Source organism: Enterobacter sp. ECC-019, assembly GCF_043974075.1.
Lineage (GTDB): Bacteria > Pseudomonadota > Gammaproteobacteria > Enterobacterales > Enterobacteriaceae > Enterobacter > Enterobacter asburiae_D.
Map to the genome: position 1 here is coordinate 1,372,478 of NZ_CP143759.1, position 25,185 is coordinate 1,397,662.

The window sequence follows — 25,185 nt, forward strand, 5'->3', positions numbered from 1 at the left end:
TTTTCAATGATCAGTCTGATTGCAGCGCTGGCGGTGGACCGCGTTATCGGTATGGAAAATGCCATGCCGTGGAACCTGCCTGCCGATCTCGCATGGTTTAAACGTACTACGTTAAACAAGCCGGTAGTGATGGGCCGCCTGACCTGGGAGTCGATTGGTCGTCCATTGCCGGGCCGTAAGAATATCGTTATCAGCAGCCAGCCGGGCACTGACGATCGCGTCGAATGGGTAAAATCAGTAGACGAGGCGATTGCTGCATGCGGCAATGCCGAAGAGATCATGGTGATTGGCGGTGGGCGCGTGTACGAGCAGTTCCTGCCAAAAGCGCAGAAGCTGTATCTGACCCACATTGATGCAGAAGTGGAAGGGGATACCCATTTCCCGGACTACGATCCGGACGAGTGGGAATCTGTATTCAGCGAATTCCACGACGCGGATGCACAGAACTCCCACAGCTACTGCTTCGAGATTCTGGAACGTCGTTAAGTGATTTCCCCTCTCCCGGCCGGGAGAGGGGATAACGTATCAGGAGGCAACGGCCTCACTTTCTCCTAAGTCCAGCTGTCGGTTGGACGGCTGCACAAAGTAAGCTTTATCTTCCCAGCGTAAGCAGGTTAACTCTCCGCCCCAGCAGCATCCGGTATCCAGACCGTAAATCCCTTCCGGTGTCCCTTTTCCTTCCAGTGCAGCCCAGTGACCAAAGACCACGCTGTACTCGCTGGTCACCGGTCCCGGAATGGCAAACCACGGTTTCAGCGGGGCGGGCGCGCTTTCCGGCGTCTCTTTGGAATACATATCCAGCTGTCCGTTCGGGAAGCAGAAGCGCATGCGGGTGAACGCGTTGGTGATAAAGCGCAGGCGTGCCAGACCGCTAAGTTCCTCGCTCCAGTGGTTCGGCATATCGCCATACATGGCATCGAGGAAGAAAGGATACGAGTCGCTCGCCAGCACCGCCTCAACATCGCGCGCGCAGGTTTTCGCCGTCTCAAGATCCCATTGTGGCGTGATCCCGGCATGCGCCATGACCAGCTTTTTCTCTTCGTCGATCTGCAGCAGGGGCTGACGGCGCAGCCAGTTAATCAGATCGTCCGCGTCCGGCGCATCCAGCAGTGGGGTAAGGCGATCTTTAGGTTTGTTGCGGCTGATCCCGGCGAAAACCGCCAGCAGATGCAGATCGTGATTACCCAGCACCATGCGCACGCTGTCGCCAAGCGATTTGACGAAACGTAATACTTCAAGGGAGCCGGGGCCACGTGCGACTAAATCGCCCGTCAGCCAGAGCGTGTCCTGTCCTGGCGTAAAGTCGACCTGTTTTAATAATGCGATCAGTTCATCGTAGCAACCGTGAACGTCGCCAATCAGATATGTAGACATTAGATTAATGAATGAGTGTTGTAACGGCGAGACGGAACACAGGAATGGCAACGCGGAATCCATTGCCATCGACGTCGACCATTTCATAATGGCCTTGCATGGTACCCATCGGCGTTTCAATCACCGCGCCGCTGGTGTACTGGTACTCTTCGCCAGGGGCGATGTGGGGCTGTTCACCGACCACACCTTCGCCCTGAACTTCGATTTCGCGGCCATTGCCGTTAGTGATAAGCCAGTAGCGCCCGCGCAGCTGCACGGGCATCCGCCCCAGATTGCGAATGGTCACGGTGTAAGCGAAAACAAAACGTTCTTCGTCCGGGGAGGACTGTGATTCAACATAGACGCTTTGTACATGGACACATACGCGGGGCGAATCAATCATGGCTTAACTCTCCTTCGGCGGCGCATTATCGCTGATGTAATTAGCCAGCTTACAGTACTGCTCTACGGAAATATTCTCCGCACGCATTGCCGGGTCGATCCCCAGCTCGGCTAACACCTCAACGGTAAACGAATTGCTCAGGCTGTTACGGATCGTTTTACGGCGCTGGTTAAAGGCTTCTGTGGTAATGCGGCTCAGTACGCGCAGATCTTTAACCGGATACGGTTTCGTTTTGTGCGGCACAAGGCGCACAACCGCTGAATCCACTTTCGGTGGTGGTGTGAACGCTGACGGCGGTACTTCGAGTACCGGGATCACGTTGCAGTAATATTGTGCCATCACGCTTAAACGACCATACGCTTTACTGTTCGGGCCTGCAACCAGACGGTTAACAACCTCTTTTTGCAACATGAAGTGCATGTCGGCAATGGCATCAGTATAGCTAAAGAGGTGGAACATGAGCGGTGTGGAGATGTTGTACGGCAGGTTGCCGAAGACGCGCAGCGGCTGGCCCAGTTTTTCCGACAGCTCGCCAAAGTTCATGGTCATGGCGTCCTGCTGATAGATGGTCAGCTTCGGCCCGAGGAACGGGTGCGTTTGCAGGCGTGCGGCCAGATCGCGGTCCAGTTCGATGACGGTCAGCTCGTCGAGGCGTTCGCCTACCGGCTCGGTCAGCGCGGCAAGGCCCGGGCCGATTTCGACCATCGCCTGACCTTTTTGCGGATTAATAGCCGAGACAATGCTTTCGATCACGAACTGATCGTTAAGGAAGTTTTGCCCGAAACGTTTACGGGCTAAGTGGCCCTGATGGACTCGATTAGTCATTGAGTATTAACAATCATTTTGATGGCGAGATTAAGCGCCGTAATAAAACTGCCGACATCCGCTTTCCCCTGGCCTGCCAGATCCAGCGCAGTACCGTGGTCAACGGACGTTCGAATAAAGGGTAAACCGAGGGTGATATTCACCCCGCGGCCAAAGCCCTGGTATTTTAGCACGGGCAGGCCCTGATCGTGGTACATCGCGAGCACGGCGTCGGCATTATCCAGGTATTTCGGCTGGAAAAGGGTATCTGCAGGCAGCGGCCCGCTGAGGTTCATCCCCTTCGCCCGCATTTCGTTGAGCACCGGAATAATGGTGTCGATCTCTTCGGTTCCCATGTGCCCGCCTTCTCCGGCGTGCGGATTCAGGCCGCAGACCAGCACGTGCGGCTGCGGGATCCCAAATTTTGTCTGCAGATCGTGGTGCAAAATCCCGATGATCTCGCGCAGGAGTTCAGGGGTAATCGCATCAGGAATGGCTTTGATCGGCAGATGGGTTGTCACCAGCGCAACGCGCATCTCCTCCGTCGCCAGCATCATCACCACTTTCGGGCTATGCGAGCGCTCTTCGAAGAACTCCGTATGCCCGGTAAACGGTATGCCCGCTTCGTTGATGACGCCTTTGTGGACGGGGCCGGTGATCAGAGCGGCAAATTCGCCCTTCAGGCAACCGTCGCAGGCGCGCGCAAGGGTTTCAACGACATAATGGCCGTTTTCCGTGCTGAGCTGGCCCGGGATGACCGGCGTACGAAGGGGAACTGAAAGAAGAGTGAGCGTACCGGCTTGCTGTGGTGCAGGCTGTTGGCCTTCAACGTAAGGGATGAGCGTTAAAGGCAGACCGAGCAGCGTTGCCCGGTCTTGTAACAGTGTTGCATCGGCGCAGACAACCAGTTCTACCGGCCAGCTGCGCTGGGCAAGCTGGACAACGAGGTCAGGCCCAATCCCGGCGGGTTCGCCGGGCGTGATAACAACACGATGCTGTTTCATTAGTTGCTCAGAACTTTCACGTAAGCACTGGCGCGTTGTTCCTGCATCCAGGTTGCTGCTTCTTCAGAGAACTTACGGTTAAACAGCATACGGTAGGCTCTGTCTTTCTGTGCCGCATCCGTTTTATCAACGTTACGGGTGTCCATCAGCTCGATCAGATGCCAGCCAAACGAAGAGTGAACCGGCGTGCTGATCTGGCCTTTGTTCAGCTTCATCAACGCGTCGCGGAAGGCAGGATCGTAAATATCCGCAGCCGCCCAGCCCAGATCGCCGCCCTGGTTAGCAGAGCCTGGATCCTGAGAGAACTCTTTTGCGGCCTTCGCAAACGAGGTTTTGCCGCTCTTAATGTCTGCTGCGATCTGTTCCAGCTTCGCACGCGCCTGATCGTCAGTCATGATCGGTGACGGTTTCAGAAGAATGTGGCGAGCGTGAACTTCGGTAACGGAGATATTTTGGCTCTGGCCGCGCAGATCGTTCACCTTCAGAATGTGGAAGCCCACGCCTGAACGGATAGGACCGACGATATCCCCTTTCTTCGCCGTGCTCAGCGCCTGGGCAAAGATGGATGGCAGCTCCTGAATACGTCCCCAGCCCATCTGGCCGCCTTTCAGCGCCTGTTGGTCAGCGGAGTAGGTGATTGCCAGCTTGCCAAAGTCGCCGCCGTTACGCGCCTGTTCAACAATAGAACGCGCCTGGCTTTCTGCTTCCGCAGCCTGATCGGACGTTGGGTTCTCTGGCAGTGGGATCAGAATGTGGCTCAGGTTCAGCTCTGTGCTCGCATCGTTCTGGTTACCCACCTGTTTTGCCAGCGCGTCCACTTCCTGAGGCAGGATCGTGACGCGGCGACGTACTTCGTTGTTACGCACTTCCGAAATCAGCATCTCTTTACGGATCTGGTTACGGTAGGTGGCGTAGCTGATGCCGTCATAGGCCAGACGGCTGCGCATCTGGTCTAAAGACATATTGTTCTGCTTCGCGATGTTAGCGATCGCCTGATCGAGCTGCTCGTCAGTGACCTTCACACCCATTTTCTGCCCCATCTGCAGAACGATCTGATCCATGATCAGACGCTCCAGGATCTGGTGGCGCAGCGTGGCGTCATCGGGAAGCTGTTGACCAGCTTCGCCCGAATTGAGCTTCACCGATTTCATCAGACCATCAACGTCACTTTCAAGCACGACGCCGTTGTTAACCACAGCCGCGACTTTATCAACAACCTGGGGGGCCGCGAAGCTGGTATTCGCAACCATAGCGACACCGAGCAGCAGCGTTTTCCAGTTCTTCATACTTTTTCCATTTCAATTAACCGCAAAGCGGATTACGTTGCAAATCAAGCACATTACAAGGCGCTACTGTACGGCAGAATATTCGAGCGCAGCATTTTCTGTGTACCCAGACCGTAGTTGGAACTCAGGCCGCGTAACTCGAAGTTAAAGCCAATCACGTTATCGTATTTGCTCTGATTGTTTTCCCAGCCGTTAAGCTTACGTTCGTAACCGACACGCAGCGCGTAACAGCAGGAGTTATATTGCAGACCGACCATCTGGTCAGCAGCTTTATTGGCGTTGGTGTCGAAGTAGTACGCGCCTACGATTGACCAGCGGTCGGCGATTGGCCAACTCGCTGCCGCACCGACCTGAGAAATACCATCCGCATATTGTGGCAATTTCCAGTAGTTGATGCTGTTCTGGTCATTGCTTTTCGGTAGCGTTGCCTGAATGTATTCTGGGCTAGCGTAACGATAACTAACCTGAATCATACGATCTTCATCACGACGATACTCTATGGCAGCACTGCTGTTAGCAACATTGTCGAGACGAGTGTCATATTGTACACCGCCACGCAGGCCCCAACGGTCAGTCATACGCCAGTAGGTATCTCCCGCCCAAACTATCGATCCTGTTTTGTTGTCTTTCTCCCACTGAATGTTGTCATCGCCCGTGCGAGACTCGGTGAAATAGTAGATTTGACCAACAGAAACGTTAAAACGTTCAACGGCAGCATCATCATAAACACGTGTTGTGACGCCGGTCGTTAACTGGTTAGCGGACGCGATGCGGTCAAGGCCGCCGTAAGTACGGTCACGGAACAGACCACTATAGTCAGATTGCAATAAAGCAGAATCGTAGTTCTGAATTTTGCTCTGATCGCGATACGGCACATACAGATACTGCATACGCGGTTCAAGCGTTTGGGTATAACCATCCGCCAACAGGGCCATATCACGCTCGAAGATCAGCTTGCCGTCCATTTTGAACTGCGGCAGCGTTCGATTGACCGACTCTTCCAGATGAGCATTGTTGGTTGCATTGTAATTATCAACATTTTTTTGCTGATAGTGAGTCGCCATCAACTTGGCTTCGGTATTCAGGCTTGCCCAGTCGTTAGACCACGGTAGATTGATCGTCGGCTCAAGGTGAACACGCGTTGCTTCAGGCATGTCCGAATCCGTGTTAACGAAATGCACTGCCTGAGCGTAGACATGGGTATCGAATGGACCCACATCATTCTGATACCAGTTAACATCCAGCTGTGGCTCTGCACCATATGTAGGCGTGGACTGGTCAGAGAAGACCTGGAATTGCTTGGTCGAGACGGTTGCATCAAAGTTCTGCACCGCATAGCCTACGCTGAATTTCTGCGTGGCATAGCCATCGGTACTTGAGCCGTACTTGGACGAGAAGTCATTAAAATAAGACGAATCGCTCACTTTGGTGTAGTCAACGTTAAAGCGCCACACCTGATCCATCACCCCGGCATGCTGCCAGTAGAATAACCAACGGTGTTTATCGCCTTCGGTCGGATGCTCGTCCTGGAAAACTTTATCCGACGGCAGATAATCCAACTCCATCAGACCCGCACCGGCGTGGGTCAGATAGCGGAACTCGTTCTCCCACATGATGTTACCGCGCTTGTGGATATAGTGCGGCGTAATCGTCGCATCCATGTTTGGCGCGATGTTCCAGTAATACGGCAGGTAGAACTCAAAGTAGTTCGACGTGCTGTATTTGGCATTCGGGATCAGGAAACCGGAGCGACGTTTGTCACCCACGGGAAGCTGCAGATAAGGGCTGTAGAATATCGGCACCGGACCCAGCTTGAAGCGGGCGTTCCAGATCTCTGCGACCTGTTCTTCGCGGTCATGGATAACCTCGCTCCCGACCACGCTCCAGGTATTTGAACCCGGCAGACATGACGTGAACGTACCATTTTCCAGGATCGTATAGCGGTTTTCACCGCGCTGTTTCATCAGGTCTGCGTCACCGCGCCCCTGGCGACCCACCATCTGGTAATCACCTTTCCAGACGTTAGTATCTTTGGTATTCAGGTTTGACCAGGCTTTCGGACCTTTCAGGATGACCTGATTGTCGTCATAGTGCACATTACCCAGCGCATCCACCGTTCGTACCGGCTCGGCCGCACCTTCCGGCTGCTTCTGGTGCAATTGCACTTCATCTGCCTGCAGGCGGCTATTACCCTGGTTAATATCAACATTGCCCGTGAACGTGGCATTGTCAGGGTAAGTCCCTTTCGAACTGTCGGCAGTAATGGTTACCGGCAAGCTATTTGTATCGCCACTCACCAGTGGGCGATTATAACTTGGGACGCCAAGCATACACTGCGAGGCGAGATCGGCCGCCAGCCCCTGTTGACTGTACAGGGCGGTGCCAATCATTGTGGCCAGGAGGGTGGGGATACGTTTTTTCATACGTTGTATTTTATTGTTCCGTCATCAGTGGCTACGGCTTACAAACGCTCAGAGACTATCTTACTCATCTGCGCAGTACCAGCGTTAATCCTGCCCGTTTGCGTGCCAGAGTGTTAGGCTCGCTATCGAATGACGAGTATGATAAAGCAAATTATAGGCGATGTCCTTCAATTGACCGTGACTTGAACACAGTGATGATGACGTTGCGTCGGCCAGGAATATGACTATCCGGGGAGTATATGCAGTATTGGGGTAAAATAATCGGCGTTGCGTTCGCCATCATCATGGGGGCCGGGTTCTGGGGGATTGTGCTTGGGCTTATTATCGGCCACATGTTTGATAAGGCGCGCAGCCGCAAAATGGCCTGGTTTGCCAATCAGCGCGAGCGTCAGTCACTCTTTTTCTCCACCACCTTTGAGGTGATGGGGCATTTAACCAAATCCAAAGGGCGTGTCACAGAAGCCGATATTCAGATTGCCAGCGTCTTTATGGATCGCATGAACCTGCACGGCGACTCCCGTCTGGAAGCGCAAAATGCGTTTCGCATCGGTAAATCGGATAATTATCCGCTTCGCGAAAAAATGCGTCAGTTCCGCAGCATCTGTTTTGGACGTTTTGATTTAATTCGGATGTTTCTGGAAATTCAAATCCAGGCGGCCTTCGCCGACGGTTCGCTTCACCCTAATGAACGAGATGTGCTGTACGTCATTGCGGAAGAGCTAGGCATCTCCCGCATGCAGTTCGACCAGTTCCTGCGCATGATGCAGGGCGGGGCGCAGTTTGGCGGTGGCTATCACCAGCAGTCGTCCGGTGGAGCCTGGCAGCAGGCGCAGCGTGGTCCGACGCTGGAAGATGCTTGCAACGTGCTTGGCGTAAAGCCCTCTGACGATCAGACCACGATTAAACGTGCCTATCGTAAGCTTATGAGCGAGCATCATCCGGACAAACTGGTCGCGAAAGGCCTGCCGCCAGAAATGATGGAGATGGCGAAGCAAAAAGCGCAGGAAATCCAGAAGGCGTACGAGCTCATTAAAGAGAAGAAAGGTTTCAAATAAGAAAAAGCCCGACGATGTCGGGCTTTTTTTTAGAAGTCCACCGGGGCTTTAAACGTCATCGCGTTACCGAAGGTCGGATGGGTGATGGTGAGCGTCTGCGCGTGCAGCTGCAGACGTGGCGCTAAGGCCAGCGCTTCAGGCGGCGCGTAAAAGCGGTCGCCCAGAATCGGATGACCCAGGGCGAGCATATGCACGCGCAGCTGGTGTGAACGTCCGGTAATCGGCTTCAGCAGGACGCGCGCGGTATTATCCGGCGCGTACTCCAGCACTTCATACTCGGTCTGCGCGGCCTTGCCGGTTTCATAACACACCTTCTGCTTTGGCCGATTCGGCCAGTCGCAGATCAGCGGTAAATCCACCAGCCCTTCTGCCTGCGCGGGGTGGCCCCAGACGCGGGCGACATACTGCTTTTTCGGCTCGCGCTCGCGGAACTGGCGCTTTAACTCGCGTTCCGCGGCTTTATTCAGCGCCACCACAATCACGCCGCTGGTGGCCATATCCAGGCGATGGACGGACTCCGCCTGCGGATAATCGCGCTGAATGCGCGTCATCACGCTGTCTTTGTGCTCGTCCAGACGCCCCGGCACGGACAACAGGCCGCTGGGCTTGTTGACCACCATAATGTGTTCATCCTGATACAGAATGACCAGCCAGGGATCCTGCGGCGGATTGTAAGGCTCCATCACCATCTTGCGCTCCGTTTACTGATGCGTCACAACGATAAGACGCAGGGCATCCAGACGCCAGCTCGCCTGATTAAGGCTTTCCAGCACCTGCTGACGGTTGCTTTCAATCGCCGCCAGCTCGTCGTCACGGATGTTCGGGTTGACGGCTTTTAACGCTTCCAGACGGGACAGCTCCGCGGACAGTTTCTCGTCGGCTTCACTGCGCGCAGCGTCAATCAGCGATCTGGCCGCTTTTTCAATCTGCGTTTCGCCCAGTTGCAGAATAGCGTGCACGTCCTGCTGGACCGCGTTCACCAGCTTGCTGCCGGTATGGCGGTTCACCGCGCTCAGCTGTCGGTTGAAACTCTCGAATTCCACCTGTCCCGCCAGGTTCGTGCCGTTTTTGTCCAGCAGCAGGCGGACCGGCGTTGGCGGCAGGAAGCGGGTGAGCTGCAGCTGTTTCGGCGCCTGCGCTTCCACAACGTAGATCAGCTCCACCAGCAGGGTGCCCACCGGCAGCGCCTTGTTTTTCAACAGGGAGATGGTGCTGCTGCCGGTATCGCCGGACAGGATCAGATCCAGCCCGTTGCGGATCAGCGGGTGTTCCCAGGTGATAAACTGGGCGTCTTCGCGGGACAGCGCCACATCACGCTCAAAGGTGATGGTACAGCCATCTTCCGGCAGGCCCGGGAAATCCGGAACCAGCATGTGATCGGACGGGGTCAGGACAATCAGGTTCTCGCCACGATCGTCCTGGTTGATGCCGACGATGTCGAACAGGTTCATGGAGAAGCTGATCAGACTGGTGTCATCATCTTGTTCTTCAATGCTTTCGGCAAGCGCCTGCGCTTTTTCACCGCCGTTGGAGTGGATCTCCAGCAGGCGGTCGCGGCCCTGCTCCAGCTGCGCTTTAAGCGCGTCGTGTTTCTCACGGCAGGACTTGATCAGCTCATCAAACCCTTCCGCGTTTTCCGGCGCGGCCAGGTAGCCGATCAGATCGCCATGCACCTGATCGTAAATGGTGCGGCCCGTCGGGCAGGTGTGTTCAAACGCGTCCAGACCTTCGTGGAACCAGCGCACCAGCACGGACTGCGCGGTTTTTTCCAGATACGGCACGTGGATCTGAATATCATGCGCCTGACCGATACGATCCAGACGGCCGATACGCTGCTCCAGCAGATCCGGGTTAAACGGCAGGTCGAACATCACCATGTTGCTGGCGAACTGGAAGTTACGGCCTTCAGAGCCGATTTCCGAGCACAGCAGAACCTGCGCGCCGCTGTCCTCTTCTCCGAACCACGCCGCGGCGCGGTCGCGCTCGACGATGGACATGCCTTCGTGGAACACGGCGGCACGAATACCTTCGCGCTCGCGCAGGACCTGCTCCAGCTGCAGCGCGGTGGCCGCTTTGGCGCAGATCACCAGCACTTTCTGGGAGCGGTGCGCGGTAAGGTAGCCCATCAGCCACTCCACGCGCGGATCGAAGTTCCACCAGGTGCCGGTATCGCCTTCAAATTCCTGGTAGATTTGTTCCGGATAAAGCATGTCGCGGGCGCGCTCTTCCTGAGTTTTGCGCGCACCCATAATGCCGGAGACTTTAATCGCCGTCTGATACTGCGTCGGCAGCGGGAGCTTGATGGTGTGCAGCTCGCGTTTCGGGAAGCCTTTGACGCCGTTACGGGTGTTACGGAACAGCACGCGGCTGGTGCCGTGGCGGTCCATCAGCATGTCTATCAGCTCTTTACGCGCGGATTCCGCGTTGTCGCTCTCGCTGTTCGCAGCCTGCAAAAGCGGCTCGATGTCCTGCTCGCCAATCAGATCGCTCAGGGTGTTGAGTTCGTCATTTGAAAGACGCTTGCCCGCCAGCAGCATAGCGACGGCATCCGCGACCGGACGGTAGTTATTCTGTTCTTCCACGAACTGCGCAAAGTCGTGGAAACGGTTTGGATCGAGCAGGCGCAAACGGGCGAAGTGGCTTTCCAGACCCAGTTGCTCCGGCGTTGCGGTCAGCAGCAGAACGCCAGGCACGCGCTCGGCAAGCTGCTCGATAGCCATATATTCGCGACTTGGCGCATCTTCGCTCCAGACCAGATGGTGCGCTTCGTCAACGACCATAATGTCCCACTCGGCATCGCACAGGTGCTCAAGACGCTGCTTGCTGCGGCGCACGAAGTCCAGGGAGCAAATGACCAGCTGTTCGGTTTCAAACGGGTTGTCGGTATCGTGCTGCGCTTCGGCATAGCGTTCGTCATCGAACAGAGAGAAACGCAGGTTAAAGCGGCGCAGCATCTCAACCAGCCACTGGTGCTGCAGGGTTTCTGGCACCACAATCAGCACGCGTTCGGCAGCCCCGGAAAGCAGCTGTTGATGCAGGATCATGCCCGCTTCGATGGTTTTACCCAGACCCACTTCATCTGCCAGCAGCACGCGCGGCGCATGGCGACGACCCACGTCATGGGCGATGTTCAGCTGGTGGGGGATCAGGCTGGTGCGCTGGCCGCGCAGGCCGCTCCACGGCATGCGGTACTGTTCACTCTGGAACTTACGCGCGCGATAGCGCAGGGAGAAGCGATCCATACGGTCAATTTGCCCGGCAAACAGGCGGTCCTGCGGCTTACTGAACACCAGCTTGCTGTCGAGGAGCACTTCGCGCAGGATGACATTGGCCTCGTCGGTGTCCAGGCGAGTCCCGATGTAGGCGAGCAGTCCATTCTCTTCTTTTACGTCTTCAATCTTGAGCTGCCAGCCGTCATGGCTGGTCACGGTGTCGCCCGGATTGAACATCACGCGGGTAACAGGGGAGTCATTGCGAGCGTACAGACGGTTTTCACCGGTGGCAGGGAAGAGGAGGGTAACCATACGCGTATCGATTGCTACGACGGTTCCTAATCCAAGTTCGCTTTCTGTATCGCTGATCCAGCGTTGACCAAGTGTAAAAGGCATAGTTGTTCGGCTCTAATCTTTAATTGCAGGCAATAGTTCGACCCCCGTCAAAAAAGACGGTCATCGAAAAATGGGTCCGGGAATGGAAAGGGCGCTATGGTACTGGATGGCAGCCATTTCGTCACGCGTCAAAATAGGCCAAGTTGCCCTGTCACTAGTGTAGCAAAATCATCGTCGATGAAGGGCAAAATTCCGTCGGCGACCGGCTGAAGCTGACGCGTCAGATAGTGTTCGTAATCCAGCGGAGAATGCTGATAATCCACGGGTTCCGGGCCGCTAATGGTCCAGACGTATTTGATGGTTCCCCGGTTTTGGTACTGCGGCGCGCGGCCACGGCGGACGTTTTCTTCATCCGCCAGGCGCGCGGCGCGTACGTGCGGAGGAACGTTACGCTGGTACTCCGCCAGCGGGCGGCGCAGGCGCTTGCGGTACACCAGCTGGGCGTCAAGTTCGCCCGCCATCAGGCTGGCGATGGTTTCGCGGATGTAGTCTTGATACGGCTCATTGCGGAACACCCGCAGGTAGAGGGTTTGCTGGAACTGCTGCGCCAGCGGCGTCCAGTCGGTGCGCACCGTTTCCAGCCCTTTAAACACCATCCGCTGCGCGTCGCCTTCCTGAATCAGCCCGGCATAGCGCTTCTTGCTGCCCTGATCGGTACCGCGAATGGTAGGCATTAAAAAGCGGGCGAAATGGGTCTCAAATTCCAGCTCCAGCGCGCTGGTTAACCGCTCTTTCTGCAAATGTTCCTGCCACCAGTCGTTCACGAAGGCGACCAGCGCTTTGCCGATTTGCGCGGCGTCCTCTTCTGAATGCGTGCCCTTAAGCCAGACAAAGGTGGAGTCCGTGTCGCCGTAGATGACGTCATAGCCCCGGGATTCAATCAGCGCTTTAGTCTGGCGCATGATCTCGTGCCCGCGCATGGTAATCGAGGAGGCCAGACGCGGGTCAAAGAAGCGGCAGGCGCTGGTGCCCAGCACGCCGTAAAAGGCGTTCATGATGATTTTCAGCGCCTGAGAAAGGGGTTTGTTACCGTGGCGCTTGGCCTCGTCACGGCCGTGCCAGATGTTTCCCACGATTTCAGGCAGACAGTGTTTTTCCCGCGAGAAACGTGCGCCGAGGAAGCCTTCGGTGCTGTGCTCATCATCCGGCTGGGCCATGCCCTCAACCAGCCCGACGGGATCGATCAGGAAGGTGCGGATGATCGACGGGTACAGGCTTTTGTAATCCAGGACCAGAACGGAGTCATACAATCCTGGTCGGGAGTCCATGACGTATCCGCCGGGGCTTGCCTGCGGCGGCACGTCTCCGAGGTTGGGGGCGACGTATCCCGCCCGGTGCATCCGCGGAAAATAGAGGTGGCTAAAGGCGGCAACCGAGCCGCCGTGCCTGTCTACCGCAAGGCCGTTCACCGTCGCGCGCTCCAGCAGGAACGGCATAATCTCGGTTTTGTGGAATATCTGCGTGACCAGCTCACAGTCTTTCAGGTTATAGGTGGCGAGCGCCGGTTTGTCTTCGTTAAAGCGCCGGTCGATCTCGTCCATTCTGTCCCAGGGGTTGTCGATGGATTTGCCTTCGCCAAGCAGCTCCTGCGCGACGGCTTCGAGTGAGAATGAAGAGAAGTTCCAGAAGGCGGATTTTAGCGCCTCGATGCCGTCGATAATCAGGCGACCGTTAGCCTGCGCAAAGAAAACGCCGTTCTTAAAACCGTGTTCGCGCCATTCCAGCTCGCTGTTTCCGCGCCCCAGCATCAGCGGGATGCGGTAGCGCTCGGCGTGTTTTTGCAGCACGCGCAGGTCGAACTGCACCACGTTCCAGCCGATCAGAACATCGGGATCGTAGTCGGCAAACCACTGGTTAAGCTTCTCCAGCAGCTGCGGGCGGCTGTTGACGTACTCAAGCCGGAAATCCAGCGCGGACGCATCGCCATTCGGCGGTCCGAGCATATAGACAACCCGATCGCCGCAGCCTTCCAGGCCAATGCAGTACAGTTCGCCGTGACGGGTGGTTTCGATATCCAGGGAGACCCACTTCAGCGGTGAGCGATAGTGTGGGTTAGGCTTCAGGCGCGCGTTAACGAGGCTGCCGCTATGCGCGGTGCCGTCGACCCAGACGGGGGCGGTAATGAACCGCTCCATCAGAAAGCGTTCCGGTGGGCGGATATCGGCTTCGTAGAGCGTCACGCCTGCTTCGCGGAGCAGTTTTTCATAGCGCATCAGCTGGCGATGGGCGCGACAGTAGAGGCCGTAAACCGGCTGGCGGTGGAAATCTTTCAGTTCAAGTGGAGTAATACGCCAGCCGTTTTCGCCGCGCAGCAGCTGCTTCACCTTCTCGACATGGGCTTCAGGAATAAAGGCCACGGATTCCTGCGGGGGCAGCGTAACGTGTAGCGGGCCATTATCGGTTGCCAGCCAGAACGCAACCTCGGTGCCCTGAGGGGTATCCCGCCAGTGTCGGGTCAGTAAAAAGCCTTCTTGCGCCTGCGCCACGCCGTTATCCCATAAAATAAAACCAGGCTTGATTATAGCCTGGTTGAATATTTTATGCTGGGTATATATACAGCTTACTGCCCGTAATACGCCTTCGCGCCGTGCTTGCGCAGGTAATGCTTATCCAGCAGGGTTTGCTGCATATCCGGCAGCTGTGGTGCCAGCTGGCGACAGAAGATCCCCATATAGGCGACCTCTTCCAGCACGATGGCGTTATGCACCGCGTCTTCCGCGTTTTTCCCCCAGGCGAACGGGCCGTGGGAGTGCACCAGCACGCCGGGCATCTGCGCCGCGTCGATCCCCTGTTTTTCGAAGGTTTCGACAATCACGTTGCCGGTTTCCCACTCGTACTCACCGTTAATCTCCGCATCGGTCATCAGACGCGTGCAGGGAATGGTGCCGTAAAAGTAGTCCGCGTGGGTGGTGCCGGTCGCCGGGATGGACTGGCCCGCCTGCGCCCAGATGGTCGCATGGCGCGAATGGGTATGCACAATGCCGCCGATGGTCGGGAATGATCGGTAGAGCAGGCGGTGAGTCGGCGTATCGGAAGACGGTTTTTTGTTGCCTTCCACTACTTCGCCAGTCTCGAGACTGACCACCACCATATCATCTGCGGTCATCACCGTGTAATCCACGCCGGAAGGCTTAATCACGAACACGCCTTTTTCCCGGTCAACGGCGCTGACGTTGCCCCAGGTCAGGGTCACCAGATTATGTTTCGGCAGCGCCAGGTTGGCTTCGAGCACCTGACGTTTGAGATCGTCTAACATAGTTGTCTCCTGCCGGATGGCGCTTCGCTTATCCGGCCTACGGAACCGTAGGCCCGGTAAACGCAGTGCCACCGGGCATTCAGGGCTTAGCGTTTTGAACCGTAATAGACTTCGTTCCAGCGCAGCGCGTCTTTGAAGGCGGGCAGGCGGGTGTCGTTATCAATGACGGTCAGCTCGATGTCGTGCAGCTCGGCGAACTGGCGCATGTCGTTCAGATCCAGCGCGTGGCTGAACACCGTGTGGTGCGCGCCGCCGGCCAGGATCCAGGCCTCTGAGGCGGTTGGCAGGTCAGGCTGTGCTTTCCACAGGGCGTTGGCAACCGGCAGTTTCGGCAGGGAGTGCGGCGTTTCAACCGCATCGACACAGTTCACCAGCAGGCGGAAACGATCGCCCAGGTCGATCAGGCTGGCGTTGATGGCCGGGCCCGTACGGGTGTTGAAGATCAGACGCGCCGGATCGGCTTTACCGCCGATGCCGAGATACTGCACGTCGAGAATCGGTTTCTCTTCGACGGCGATAGAAGGGCACACTTCCAGCATGTGGGAGCCGAGCACCAGGTCGTTGCCGTTCTCGAAGTGGTAGGTATAGTCCTCCATAAAGGAGGTGCCGCCCTGCAGACCGGTCGACATCACCTTCATGATGCGAAGCAGAGCGGCAGTTTTCCAGTCGCCCTCGCCCGCAAAGCCATAGCCCTGCTGCATCAGACGTTGTACCGCCAGGCCCGGCAGCTGTTTCAGGCCGTGGAGGTCTTCAAAGGTGGTGGTAAAGGCGTGGAAGCCGCCCTGTTCCAGGAAGCGCTTCATGCCCAGCTCGATGCGCGCCGCGTCCAGCACGTTCTGGCGCTTGTCGCCGTTGATTTGTGCCGCAGGCGTCAGGTGGTAGCTGCTTTCGTACTCGTCCACCAGCGCGCTCACGTCGCCGTCGCTGATTTCATTCACCACCTGCACCAGATCGCCTACGGCCCAGGTGTTGACGGAGAAGCCGAACTTGATCTGCGCGGCCACTTTATCGCCGTCGGTGACCGCCACTTCACGCATGTTGTCACCGAAACGCACCACTTTCAGGTGGCGGGTATCCTGCTTAGAGACCGCCTGACGCATCCAGGAGCCGATACGTTGTTGCGCCTTGCCGTCCTGCCAGTGGCCGGTGACCACCGCGTGCTGCTGACGCATACGCGCGCCGATGAAGCCGAACTCGCGGCCGCCGTGCGCGGTCTGGTTCAGGTTCATAAAGTCCATGTCGATGCTGTCCCACGGCAGGGAGGCGTTGAACTGGGTATGGAACTGCAGCAGAGGTTTGTTGAGGATAGACAGACCGTTGATCCACATTTTGGCCGGCGAGAAGGTGTGCAGCCACACCACCAGACCGGCGCATTTGTCGTCGTAGTTGGCGTCGCGGCAGATGTGGGTGATTTCGTCCGGCGTTGTGCCCAGCGGTTTCAGCACCAGTTTGCACGGCAGTTTAGCTTCCGCGTTCAGCGCGTTAACGACGTGCTCCGCGTGTTTCGTCACCTGCTGCAGCGCTTCCGGTCCGTACAAATGCTGGCTGCCAATCACAAACCACACTTCATAGTTATTAAAAATGGTCATCATCGTGTCCTTAATGGGTCAGGGTTGCCGTAGTGTCCGCGGTGCTTTTGGCCGGGGCGGCGACAGGGAGATAGTGAAGTTCGGCGCTTTTTGCCCATTGCTGGTAGCGCTGATAAAGCTGTTCAAAGCGTTGTGCCTGCTGGGCGCGCGGCTGGAGCGTGTTTTCGACGGCGCTCGCCATATGCTGCTGCGCGGTCGGAATGTCGGCGTGAACGCCTGCGGCCACGGCGGCGAAAATCGCTGCGCCCAGCGCGCAGCACTGATCGGAGGCCACAATCTGCAGCGGACGGTTCAGCACATCGCAGCAGGCCTGCATAATCACCGGGTTTTTACGGGCGATGCCGCCCAGCGCCATCACGTTGTTCACGTCGATGCCCTGCTCGGTGAAGCACTCCATAATGGCGCGGGCACCGAAGGCCGTTGCGGCAATCAGACCGCCGAACAGCGCAGGCGCGTCGGTCGCCAGGTTGAGATCCGCGATCACCCCTTTCAGACGCTGGTTGGCAAACGGCGTGCGGCGGCCGTTAAACCAGTCCAGCACCACCGGCAGGTGTTCGAGAGACGGATTTTTTGCCCAGGCTTCGGTGAGCTGCGGCAGAAGCAGCTTTTTGCTCTCGGCGATCTGGGCTTTCAGTTCAGGATGTGCTGCCGCCAGCCGATCCAGCGGCCAGCCCAGGACGCGACCAAACCAGGCGTAGATATCGCCAAACGCGGACTGACCAGCTTCCAGACCGATGAAGTCCGGCACCACGCTGCCGTCAACCTGGCCGCAGATGCCCTTCACCGCGCGGTCGCCGACGGTGGCTTTATCCGCCGTCAGAATGTCGCAGGTGGAGGTGCCGATAACTTTCACCAGCGTATTAGGCTGTGCACCTGCGCCCACGGCGCCCATATGGCAGTCAAAGGCACCGCCGGAGATCGCCACGTTCTGCGGCAGGCCGAGTCGTTTCGCCCACTCTTCGCAGAGCGTGCCGACCGGAATATCGGCGGTAAAGGTGTCGGTAAACAGCGGATATGTCAGGTTCTTGTTGATAATCGGGTCGAGCTCATCGAAGAACGCGGCTGGAGGCAGGCCGCCCCAGCTTTCATGCCATAACGATTTATGCCCGGCGCTGCAGCGGCCGCGGCGGATATCCTGTGGACGCGTGGTGCCGGAGAGCAGGGCAGGCACCCAGTCGCACAGCTCAATCCACGATGCGGCTGCCTGCGCAACGGAGGCGTCGGCGCGGGTAACGTGGAGGATCTTGGCCCAGAACCATTCACTGGAATAAATCCCGCCGATGTAGCGCGAGTAGTCGGTTTTGCCTGGCTGATGGCACAGGCGCGTGATGGCTTCAGCCTCTTCCACGGCGGTGTGGTCTTTCCACAGCACGAACATGGCGTTCGGGTTGTCGGCGAACTCCGGGCGCAGCGCCAGCACGCGGCCTTCGGCATCCACCGGGGCAGGCGTTGAGCCGGTGCTGTCGACGCCAATGCCGACAATCTCAGCCCGCTGGGCGTCAGTCAGTTCAGCCAGGACGGTTTTGATCGCCGCTTCCATCGATTCGATATAGTCACGCGGGTGGTGGCGGAACAGGTTGTTCGGCGCATCACAGTAGCGCCCCTCTTGCCAGCGCGGGTACCACTCAACGCTGGTTGCTATCTCCTGGCCGGACGTACAGTCCACTGCCAGCGCGCGAACTGAATCGCTGCCAAAATCGAGGCCAATCGCAATTGCCATGGTGTTGCTCCATCGAAAAAACAGGTATGGAAGAACATTAGAGACTGGGGACAAAAGTCGTCAGGCAGGATCCGCTAATCTTATGGACTAAATTGCTGTTACAACGGAAAGTGTGACGCCGTGCAAATATTCAATGTGGACATTTCTGCCGCACTTATAGACACTTTTGTTACTGGTTATCTGCCTGCTCTGGCGGAGAAATCAGGGGGAAAGGCTGAAACATGGCGGACGTAAAAGCGGCGTGATGCTTTTTGGATCTTTTCGCGGGCCATTTTTAAGCTGCTTTTAGTGATATGGACAATTGGTTTCCTTCAGGACCCTTGGGAGAACTGAATCTATGGCCGAAACGCAAAACGATCCCCTGCTGCCGGGATACTCGTTTAACGCGCACCTTGTGGCGGGACTGACCCCTATCGAGGCTGAGGGATATCTCGACTTTTACGTCGACCGACCGCTCGGGATGAAAGGGTATATCCTCAACCTGACCGTGCGAGGGGAAGGGATCATCAAGAACGGCGACCAGCAGTTTGTCTGCCGCCCCGGCGATATCCTGCTGTTCCCGCCGGGGGAGATCCATCACTATGGCCGTCATCCGGATGCCAAAGAGTGGTATCACCAGTGGGTCTACTTCCGTCCGCGCGCCTACTGGCAGGAGTGGCTTTCCTGGCCGGCTATTTTTGCGCACACCGGTTTTTATCGCCCGGATGAGGTTCATCTGGCACAGTTTCGCGAGCTTTTTGCGCAGATTATTGAAGCCGGGCAGGCGGGCGGGCGTTACGCCGAACTGCTGGCGATTAACCTGCTCGAACAGCTTCTGCTGCGACGGATGGAGGCGATTAACGAGTCGCTTAACCCGCCGCTGGATAACCGCGTGCGTGACGCCTGCCAGTACATCAGCGACCACCTGGCCGATAGCCAGTTTGATATCGCCAGCGTTGCCCAGCACGTCTGCCTGTCGCCGTCGCGGCTGTCGCATCTGTTTCGCCAGCAGCTGGGCGTCAGCGTATTGAGCTGGCGCGAGGATCAGCGCATCAGCCAGGCGAAGCTGCTGCTCAGCACCACCCGGATGCCGATCGCTACCGTGGGGCGCAACGTAGGCTTTGAGGATCAGCTCTATTTCTCCCGGGTATTTAAAAAATGTACCGGCGCCAGCCCGAGTGAATTCCGCGCGGGATGTGAATAAACGGTAAAAAAAGATAAACAAACAGGTGAATGCAGAAAGCAACCTGTAAACTATTCAGACAATTGTTGCCTTGACGCGGTGCGGGGCGCTAAGCAGAATCGCTGATTCGTTTTCTGACCGGAATAGTTATGCAGGCATTGCTGGAACACTTTATTACCCAGTCCGTTATGTACTCGCTCATCGCCGTGGCGCTGGTGGCGTTTCTGGAATCGCTGGCGCTGGTTGGGCTGATCCTGCCCGGCACCGTGATGATGGCAGGGCTTGGGGCGCTGATTGGCAGCGGCGAGGTTAATTTCTGGCAGGCGTGGCTGGCCGGGATTATCGGCTGCCTGCTGGGCGACTGGATCTCCTTCTGGCTGGGCTGGCGCTTTAAGAAGCCGCTGCACCGCTGGTCGTTCATGAAAAAGAACAAAGCCTTGCTGGATAAAACCGAGCATGCGCTGCATCAGCACAGCATGTTTACCATCCTCGTTGGCCGCTTTGTCGGGCCAACGCGTCCACTGGTGCCGATGGTGGCGGGAATGCTGGACCTGCCCGTCGCGAAATTCGTGGTGCCGAACATCATCGGCTGCGTCTTCTGGCCGCCGTTCTACTTCCTGCCGGGGATACTCGCGGGTGCTGCAATTGATATTCCTGACGGTATGCAAAGCGGCGAGTTCAAGTGGCTGCTGCTGGGCACGGCTGTGTTGCTGTGGCTGGCGGCATGGCTCTGCTGGCGGCTGTGGCGCAGCGGGAAAGCGAATATCGATCGCCTGACGCGCTACCTCCCGCGTACTCGCCTGCTCTGGCTAGCCCCGCTGACGCTGGGTGTGGCCGTGGTAGCCCTGGTCGCGCTGATTCGTCACCCGCTGATGCCGGTGTACGGCGAGATTTTATTAAAAGTGGTCAGCCGTTAAGGTTTTTTCCCTCTCCCTGTGGGCTGAGGGTTCCCCAAAAAAATGAAAAGCACGATGAAGTGTGATCTACTGGTTGCGCTAACAAATCAGAAGAGACCTCATCGTGCCTTTACAGACAGTCTGCCAGAAATTTTTCTCCGCGTCTTTACCTGACATTCACAGCTTCCGGGTCAATGTCCTTGTTTCCATGGCCGTCGCCCTCACGCACGGTGCCAGTCTGACCCTGACCAGCCTGGGACGTACCCTTCCCGGCAGGGCGCACGTTAAAAATAAAATCAAACGTGTTGACCGTGCCCTGGGCAATACCGCCCTTCACCGTGATATTCCCCGTATTCAGCACCTGCTCACACATACCATCACCTCCCTGATGCCCTTCTGTGTTATCGCTGTCGACTGGACCGGCTGGCATGACAGGAACTGGCATCTTCTGCGGGCAAGCCTGGTCTGTAATGGCCGCTCACTTCCGCTTATGAGTGAAGTTGTCCCCGCAGAGCTGGCGCAGAACAGCGGTGTACAGTGCCGCTTCCTTGACCGCCTGCATGACGCCATCCCGAAAGACAAAGCCGTTACCATCATTACGGATGCAGGCTTCCGGACAGACTGGTTCCGGCATGTCAGCCAGCTGGGCTGGCGCTTCACCGGCAGGGTCAGGGGCTGTATCAGCTTCCGGCTGGACGGAGATAAAAAGTGGATGAAAATCAGCGAGCTTGAGGCTACCGGACAACCGGTCTGCGTGGGTTACGGTGTCCTGTCCCGTAAACCACGAGCGCCCTGTTACGGCCGGTTCTATCTGCATAAGCGCCCTGACGCAGGGCGTCAGGGAAAAGGGGGAATGCCAAAAACACAGCGGGAACACCGCAGTAGCGCCCGTGAGCCCTGGCTGCTGTTCAGTAATGCAGAGGGGCTGGAGCCGCACCAGATAATGGCGCTGTACAGCCGCAGAATGCAGATAGAACAGAACTTCCGGGACGACAAAAGTCCCCGCTTCGGGTTCGGTCTGAGGCTGAGCCGGAGTCAGGGAAAAGGGCGGCTGGAAGTGCTGAATCTGGTCGCAGCGATGGCAAGTCTGGTGCTGTGGCTGGCAGGTTACAGGGCAGAAAGGCAGTGCTTACACAGGCATTATCAGGCAAGCAGTATCAGACACAGGCGGGTCCTGTCTTACCTGAGTCTGGCAGAAGAAGTCATCCGGCATGAGCCTGGAAAAGTGAGGCGGCTGAATATAGGTAACGAGATAAAAAAGCTGGGAAAAGAGTACAGTAATATGGTCATGGTGGTATGACCATATTACTGGGGATCCCTCAGCCCTGTGGGAGAGGGCATCAGACTGCACGAATGCCCAACAGTGAAGACGCCTCCGCTTTACCACTCAGCAGTTCTTCTGTTTTTCCATCCCACAAAATACGCCCTTCGGCAATCACCACCGATCGCGGCGCAATCCGTGCGGCATCTTCGATACTGTGCGACACCATCAGCATCGTCAGCTGCTGGCGCTGACAGACGTCCTGCACCAGCGCCAGCATCTCCTGGCGCAGAGCGGGATCGAGCGCAGAGAACGGCTCATCCAGCAGCAGGATCGGCTGCTCGCGCACCAGACAACGCGCCAGCGCTACGCGCTGGCGCTGGCCGCCGGAAAGCTCGCCCGGCAGCCTGTCGATGAACTCGGCGATCCCCATCTGTACGGCGATAATCTCCAGCTTCTGGCGCTGGGCATCGTTCAGCCTGAGTCCCGGATGCATTCCCAGCGCGATGTTTTGCCGCACCGTCAGGTGGGTAAACAGGTTGTTTTCCTGAAACAGCATTGAGACCGGACGTTTTGCGGGCGGCGTGTGGGTATGATCGTGATTTTCAATGACGATCGCGCCGCTTGCAGGCTGCAGAAAACCCGCAATCAAGTTAAGCAGCGTGCTTTTTCCCGCGCCGCTTGGGCCAAGTACGGCGATCATCTCCCCCTGACGCACGGAGAGCGTGAAGCGCATCGGCAGATGCTGGTAAAGCCAGGTTACATCAGTCAGTTTTAACATCACGCCCCGGAAGTTTTTCGATAGCGGTAAATAAGGCAAAGCACAGCAGCAGCAGTAACAGCGCGGTGACCGCGCCGTCCTGACTGCGATAAGAGCCGATTTGCTGATAGAGCCAGTATGGCAGCGTGCGGAAATCGTCATTGCCGAAAAGCGCGACAACCCCAAAATCCCCAATCGACAGCACGCAGGCAAACGCCAGCGCCTGCGCCAGCGGACGTTTTAGCGCGCGCAGTTCGACCACCTTCAGCCGCTGCCAGCCCTGCATGCCCAGCGAATGGCACAGTAAACCGTAGCGGCTGTTGACGTCGCGCATCGGGTTTTCCAGTACTTTGAGCGCGTAGGGAATGGCCATCAGGGCGTTGGTGAAAATCACAATGCCATCGGCCCTTTCCGGCAGGCCGATGGTGCTGTTGAACAGTAAAAAGAAGCCCGTCGCCAGCACGATGCCCGGCATAGCCAGAATCAGCATGCCCGTCAGCTCCAGCGCCTGTCCGGCCTTTTGGGCCTGCAGGGCATAGAGTTCACGGCTGCTCCACAGCAGCATCATGGTCAGCATGACGCACAGTAACCCAGCCGCCAGGGCGATACGCAGCGAGGTCCAGGTGGCCTGCCAGAGGACGGGCTGTTGCAGGACGGATATGAGATTGAGGTTCAGTCCGTCAACGATAACAGCCATCAGCGGCGGCAGCAGAAGCAGGAGCGCCAGCGCAATCAGGATAAAATCGGTGACGCGGCTGTGCAGGCTGTCCTGCGGATCGCGCCAGCCGGTTATTTGATTGCTACCCGCGGGAATGGCTTTACTCAGTCGCTGGCTCAGCAGCACCAGCGCAAGGCAGCACGCCATCTGCACCATCGCCAGCAGCGCGGCGCGACCGGGATCGTAGTCGTAACTCAGCGCCTGGTAAATCGCCAGCTCAATGGTGGTGGCCTGCGGCCCGCCGCCGAGCGACAGCACGGTGGCAAAGCTGGCAAAGCAGAGCATGAAGATTAACGCCGCGACGGGCGGGATCTGGCGGCGCAGCCACGGCCATTCGACAAAGCGGAAGAACGACACGCCGCGCATGCCGAGCTGGGCGGCAACCTGACGCTGTTCGCCGGGAATGTTTTCCAGAGCCTGCAAGAAGAGGCGCGTTGCCATCGGCATATTGAAAAAGACGTGCGCCAGCAGAATGCCCTGCAGGCCGTAAGGCGAGAATGACCATTCCAGACCAAGCTGGGCGAACAGCGAAGCCAGCCAGCCCTGGCGTCCGTAAACGCTCAAAATGCCGAATACCGCCACCAGCACGGGCAGGATCAGCGTCATGGCGCACAGGCGCAGCAGTGCCAGCCTACCGGGGAAACGCCGCCGATACAGGGCGCGCGCCAGAAAAATGGCCGGGATCGCCGACAGCAGGGCAGAAAGCGAAGCCTGCCAGAAGGAGAACCGGATAACGTGCCAGAGGTAGCTGTCGTGCCAGAGGGCGAGCAGGTCACTCTCTGGCGCGTTGAGCCACAGTGCAAGAAAAGCCCCCAGGCTGACCACTACCATCACTACGGCGGCGAACAGCCCGGGAAGTAGCCAGCCGGGAATCAACGGCTGACGGCGCGTTGCCATTCACTTACCCATGCTGCACGCTGCGCGGCGACCTGCTGCGGCGTAAACTCCAGCGAGGCTGTTGGTTTGGTCAACTGCTCGAAACCTGCGGGCAGGGTAACGTTAGTGACCGGATACATCCAGTTGCCTGCGGGAATCGCATTCTGGAACGCCGTTGAAACCATGAACTTCAGGAACTTCTCGGCCAGCTCCGGCTGTTTGCTGGCGGCGGTACGCGCGGCGACTTCCACCTGCAGATAGTGCCCTTCAGCAAAATTCGCCGCAGCGTAGTTGTCTTTCTTCTCGGCGATAATGTGGTAGGCCGGAGAAGTGGTGTAGCTCAGCACCAGGTCGCTTTCGCCTTTCAGGAACAGGCCATAGGCTTCGCTCCAGCCCTTGGTCACGGTGACGGTTTTGGCGGCCAGTTTGTGCCACGCTTCCGGCGCTTTATCCCCGTAGACCTTTTGCATCCACAGCAGCAGGCCCAGGCCCGGCGTACTGGTACGCGGATCTTCATAAATCACGCGCCATTTCTGGTCACTTTCGACCAGCTCTTTCAGGCTCTTCGGCGGGTTTTTCAGCTTATTTTTGTCGTAAACAAAAGCAAAGTAGCCATAGTCGAACGGCACAAAGGTGTCGTTTTTCCAGCCGCCCGGCACGTTAACGGCATCTGCCGCGACGCCGCTTTTGGCAAACAGTTTGGTTTGCGAGGCGGCTTCCAGCAGGTTGTTATCCAGACCGAGCACCACGTCGGCCTTGCTGTTTTTCCCTTCCATGCGCAGACGGTTGAGCAGAGAAACGCCATCTTCCAGCGCCACGAACTTCAGCTCGCAGTTACAGTCAGCTTCGAAAGCTTTTTTGACTACCGGGCCAGGGCCCCAGTCGGCAGAGAAGGAGTCATAGGTGTAGACCGTCAGGACGGGCTTCGCAAAAACAGGCAGCGCAAACAGCGCCAGCAGGGGGAGAACTTTTTTTAACACTTTGCACCTCAAAGTTGAGTGGCAAAGGATT

20 protein-coding genes are annotated in these 25,185 nt (G+C 57.3%); 5 read left to right on the forward strand and 15 right to left on the reverse strand.

All coding sequences use genetic code 11. From position 1 onward, the window contains the following. Positions 1 to 6: 6 nt before the first annotated feature. The gene (gene folA, locus V1566_RS06400; protein WP_008502023.1) at positions 7 to 486 is read left to right on the forward strand and encodes a type 3 dihydrofolate reductase; all 480 of its coding nucleotides are present in this window, start codon (positions 7 to 9) and stop codon (positions 484 to 486) included. 39 nt (positions 487 to 525) lie between these two features. Here folA and apaH read toward each other — a convergent pair whose 3' ends face one another. From apaH to lptD, 6 genes are read right to left on the reverse strand one after another with little or no spacing between them, the layout of a single operon-like run. Continuing rightward, positions 526 to 1,374 (reverse strand): bis(5'-nucleosyl)-tetraphosphatase (symmetrical) ApaH, encoded by an 849-nt coding sequence (gene apaH / locus V1566_RS06405; protein WP_047646615.1) that lies wholly within the window; start codon positions 1,372 to 1,374, stop codon positions 526 to 528. Positions 1,375 to 1,378: 4 nt separating this feature from the next. Next, complete coding sequence (apaG, locus tag V1566_RS06410; protein ID WP_148243653.1) at positions 1,379 to 1,756, reverse strand: Co2+/Mg2+ efflux protein ApaG; 378 nt, start codon at positions 1,754 to 1,756, stop codon at positions 1,379 to 1,381. A 3-nt stretch (positions 1,757 to 1,759) separates the two neighbouring features. After that, positions 1,760 to 2,581, reverse strand: coding sequence for a 16S rRNA (adenine(1518)-N(6)/adenine(1519)-N(6))-dimethyltransferase RsmA (gene rsmA / locus V1566_RS06415; RefSeq protein WP_395305381.1), 822 nt, complete (start codon positions 2,579 to 2,581; stop codon positions 1,760 to 1,762). Beyond that, positions 2,578 to 3,564, reverse strand: coding sequence for a 4-hydroxythreonine-4-phosphate dehydrogenase PdxA (gene pdxA / locus V1566_RS06420; RefSeq protein ID WP_029740873.1), 987 nt, complete (start codon positions 3,562 to 3,564; stop codon positions 2,578 to 2,580). The genes rsmA and pdxA overlap by 4 nt, the downstream gene beginning before the upstream one ends. Continuing rightward, on the reverse strand, positions 3,564 to 4,850 hold the full coding sequence (gene surA, locus V1566_RS06425; protein ID WP_063143323.1) for a peptidylprolyl isomerase SurA: 1,287 nt from the start codon (positions 4,848 to 4,850) through the stop codon (positions 3,564 to 3,566). Before surA ends, pdxA begins: the two co-directional genes overlap by 1 nt. 53 nt (positions 4,851 to 4,903) lie before the next feature. Continuing rightward, entirely contained in the window at positions 4,904 to 7,273 is a 2,370-nt protein-coding gene (gene lptD, locus V1566_RS06430) for an LPS assembly protein LptD (RefSeq protein ID WP_395305382.1), read from the reverse strand. Positions 7,274 to 7,512: 239 nt separating this feature from the next. On the opposite strand from lptD, the gene djlA reads away from it, so the two are divergent. Continuing rightward, complete coding sequence (gene djlA / locus V1566_RS06435; RefSeq protein WP_008502016.1) at positions 7,513 to 8,328, forward strand: co-chaperone DjlA; 816 nt, start codon at positions 7,513 to 7,515, stop codon at positions 8,326 to 8,328. A gap of 29 nt (positions 8,329 to 8,357) precedes the next feature. Here the strand turns inward: djlA and rluA are convergent, their stop codons facing one another. The 6 genes from rluA to araB form a co-directional block, all read right to left on the reverse strand. Then, on the reverse strand, positions 8,358 to 9,017 hold the full coding sequence (gene rluA, locus V1566_RS06440) for a bifunctional tRNA pseudouridine(32) synthase/23S rRNA pseudouridine(746) synthase RluA (protein WP_028015484.1): 660 nt from the start codon (positions 9,015 to 9,017) through the stop codon (positions 8,358 to 8,360). A gap of 12 nt (positions 9,018 to 9,029) precedes the next feature. After that, complete coding sequence (rapA, locus tag V1566_RS06445; RefSeq protein WP_395305383.1) at positions 9,030 to 11,936, reverse strand: RNA polymerase-associated protein RapA; 2,907 nt, start codon at positions 11,934 to 11,936, stop codon at positions 9,030 to 9,032. A 128-nt stretch (positions 11,937 to 12,064) separates the two neighbouring features. Beyond that, positions 12,065 to 14,422 (reverse strand): DNA polymerase II, encoded by a 2,358-nt coding sequence (gene polB / locus V1566_RS06450; RefSeq protein ID WP_395305384.1) that lies wholly within the window; start codon positions 14,420 to 14,422, stop codon positions 12,065 to 12,067. Positions 14,423 to 14,496: 74 nt separating this feature from the next. After that, positions 14,497 to 15,192: an L-ribulose-5-phosphate 4-epimerase gene (araD, locus tag V1566_RS06455; protein WP_332983005.1), complete on the reverse strand. Its 696-nt coding sequence runs from the start codon at positions 15,190 to 15,192 to the stop codon at positions 14,497 to 14,499. Between the two features lie 86 nt (positions 15,193 to 15,278). Then, complete coding sequence (araA, locus tag V1566_RS06460; protein WP_395305961.1) at positions 15,279 to 16,781, reverse strand: L-arabinose isomerase; 1,503 nt, start codon at positions 16,779 to 16,781, stop codon at positions 15,279 to 15,281. A gap of 10 nt (positions 16,782 to 16,791) precedes the next feature. Next, positions 16,792 to 18,501: a ribulokinase gene (araB, locus tag V1566_RS06465; protein WP_395305385.1), complete on the reverse strand. Its 1,710-nt coding sequence runs from the start codon at positions 18,499 to 18,501 to the stop codon at positions 16,792 to 16,794. Between the two features lie 337 nt (positions 18,502 to 18,838). Between araB and araC the strand changes: the two genes are divergently transcribed. The 3 genes from araC (at position 18,839) to V1566_RS06480 (ending at position 21,859) form a co-directional block, all read left to right on the forward strand. After that, on the forward strand, positions 18,839 to 19,684 hold the full coding sequence (gene araC / locus V1566_RS06470) for an arabinose operon transcriptional regulator AraC (RefSeq protein WP_023310373.1): 846 nt from the start codon (positions 18,839 to 18,841) through the stop codon (positions 19,682 to 19,684). Positions 19,685 to 19,812: 128 nt separating this feature from the next. Then, positions 19,813 to 20,580: a DedA family protein gene (locus V1566_RS06475; RefSeq protein ID WP_032660723.1), complete on the forward strand. Its 768-nt coding sequence runs from the start codon at positions 19,813 to 19,815 to the stop codon at positions 20,578 to 20,580. A 103-nt stretch (positions 20,581 to 20,683) separates the two neighbouring features. Continuing rightward, positions 20,684 to 21,859: an IS4 family transposase gene (locus V1566_RS06480; protein ID WP_395303820.1), complete on the forward strand. Its 1,176-nt coding sequence runs from the start codon at positions 20,684 to 20,686 to the stop codon at positions 21,857 to 21,859. Positions 21,860 to 21,899: 40 nt separating this feature from the next. Here V1566_RS06480 and thiQ read toward each other — a convergent pair whose 3' ends face one another. Genes thiQ through thiB form a run of 3 tightly spaced genes read right to left on the reverse strand, consistent with a single transcriptional unit; the run spans position 21,900 to position 25,154 of the window. Continuing rightward, positions 21,900 to 22,601 (reverse strand): thiamine ABC transporter ATP-binding protein ThiQ, encoded by a 702-nt coding sequence (gene thiQ / locus V1566_RS06485; RefSeq protein WP_395305386.1) that lies wholly within the window; start codon positions 22,599 to 22,601, stop codon positions 21,900 to 21,902. Beyond that, a complete protein-coding gene (gene thiP / locus V1566_RS06490) occupies positions 22,585 to 24,195 on the reverse strand; it encodes a thiamine/thiamine pyrophosphate ABC transporter permease ThiP (RefSeq protein WP_395305387.1) in 1,611 nt (536 codons plus the stop codon). Before thiP ends, thiQ begins: the two co-directional genes overlap by 17 nt. Further along, positions 24,171 to 25,154 (reverse strand): thiamine ABC transporter substrate binding subunit, encoded by a 984-nt coding sequence (thiB, locus tag V1566_RS06495; protein ID WP_395305388.1) that lies wholly within the window; start codon positions 25,152 to 25,154, stop codon positions 24,171 to 24,173. The genes thiP and thiB overlap by 25 nt, the downstream gene beginning before the upstream one ends. Positions 25,155 to 25,185: the final 31 nt, after the last annotated feature.

Bases quoted from the DNA above. Each gene is read 5' to 3' on its own strand.
- folA (WP_008502023.1), top strand. From the start codon at position 7: ATGATCAGTCTGATTGCAGCGCTGGCGGTGGACCGCGTTATCGGTATG.
- apaH (WP_047646615.1), bottom strand. From the start codon at position 1,374: ATGTCTACATATCTGATTGGCGACGTTCACGGTTGCTACGATGAACTG.
- apaG (WP_148243653.1), bottom strand. From the start codon at position 1,756: ATGATTGATTCGCCCCGCGTATGTGTCCATGTACAAAGCGTCTATGTT.
- rsmA (WP_395305381.1), bottom strand. From the start codon at position 2,581: ATGACTAATCGAGTCCATCAGGGCCACTTAGCCCGTAAACGTTTCGGG.
- pdxA (WP_029740873.1), bottom strand. From the start codon at position 3,564: ATGAAACAGCATCGTGTTGTTATCACGCCCGGCGAACCCGCCGGGATT.
- surA (WP_063143323.1), bottom strand. From the start codon at position 4,850: ATGAAGAACTGGAAAACGCTGCTGCTCGGTGTCGCTATGGTTGCGAAT.
- lptD (WP_395305382.1), bottom strand. From the start codon at position 7,273: ATGAAAAAACGTATCCCCACCCTCCTGGCCACAATGATTGGCACCGCC.
- djlA (WP_008502016.1), top strand. From the start codon at position 7,513: ATGCAGTATTGGGGTAAAATAATCGGCGTTGCGTTCGCCATCATCATG.
- rluA (WP_028015484.1), bottom strand. From the start codon at position 9,017: ATGGTGATGGAGCCTTACAATCCGCCGCAGGATCCCTGGCTGGTCATT.
- rapA (WP_395305383.1), bottom strand. From the start codon at position 11,936: ATGCCTTTTACACTTGGTCAACGCTGGATCAGCGATACAGAAAGCGAA.
- araD (WP_332983005.1), bottom strand. From the start codon at position 15,192: ATGTTAGACGATCTCAAACGTCAGGTGCTCGAAGCCAACCTGGCGCTG.
- araA (WP_395305961.1), bottom strand. From the start codon at position 16,781: ATGACCATTTTTAATAACTATGAAGTGTGGTTTGTGATTGGCAGCCAG.
- araB (WP_395305385.1), bottom strand. From the start codon at position 18,501: ATGGCAATTGCGATTGGCCTCGATTTTGGCAGCGATTCAGTTCGCGCG.
- araC (WP_023310373.1), top strand. From the start codon at position 18,839: ATGGCCGAAACGCAAAACGATCCCCTGCTGCCGGGATACTCGTTTAAC.
- V1566_RS06475 (WP_032660723.1), top strand. From the start codon at position 19,813: ATGCAGGCATTGCTGGAACACTTTATTACCCAGTCCGTTATGTACTCG.
- thiQ (WP_395305386.1), bottom strand. From the start codon at position 22,601: ATGTTAAAACTGACTGATGTAACCTGGCTTTACCAGCATCTGCCGATG.
- thiP (WP_395305387.1), bottom strand. From the start codon at position 24,195: ATGGCAACGCGCCGTCAGCCGTTGATTCCCGGCTGGCTACTTCCCGGG.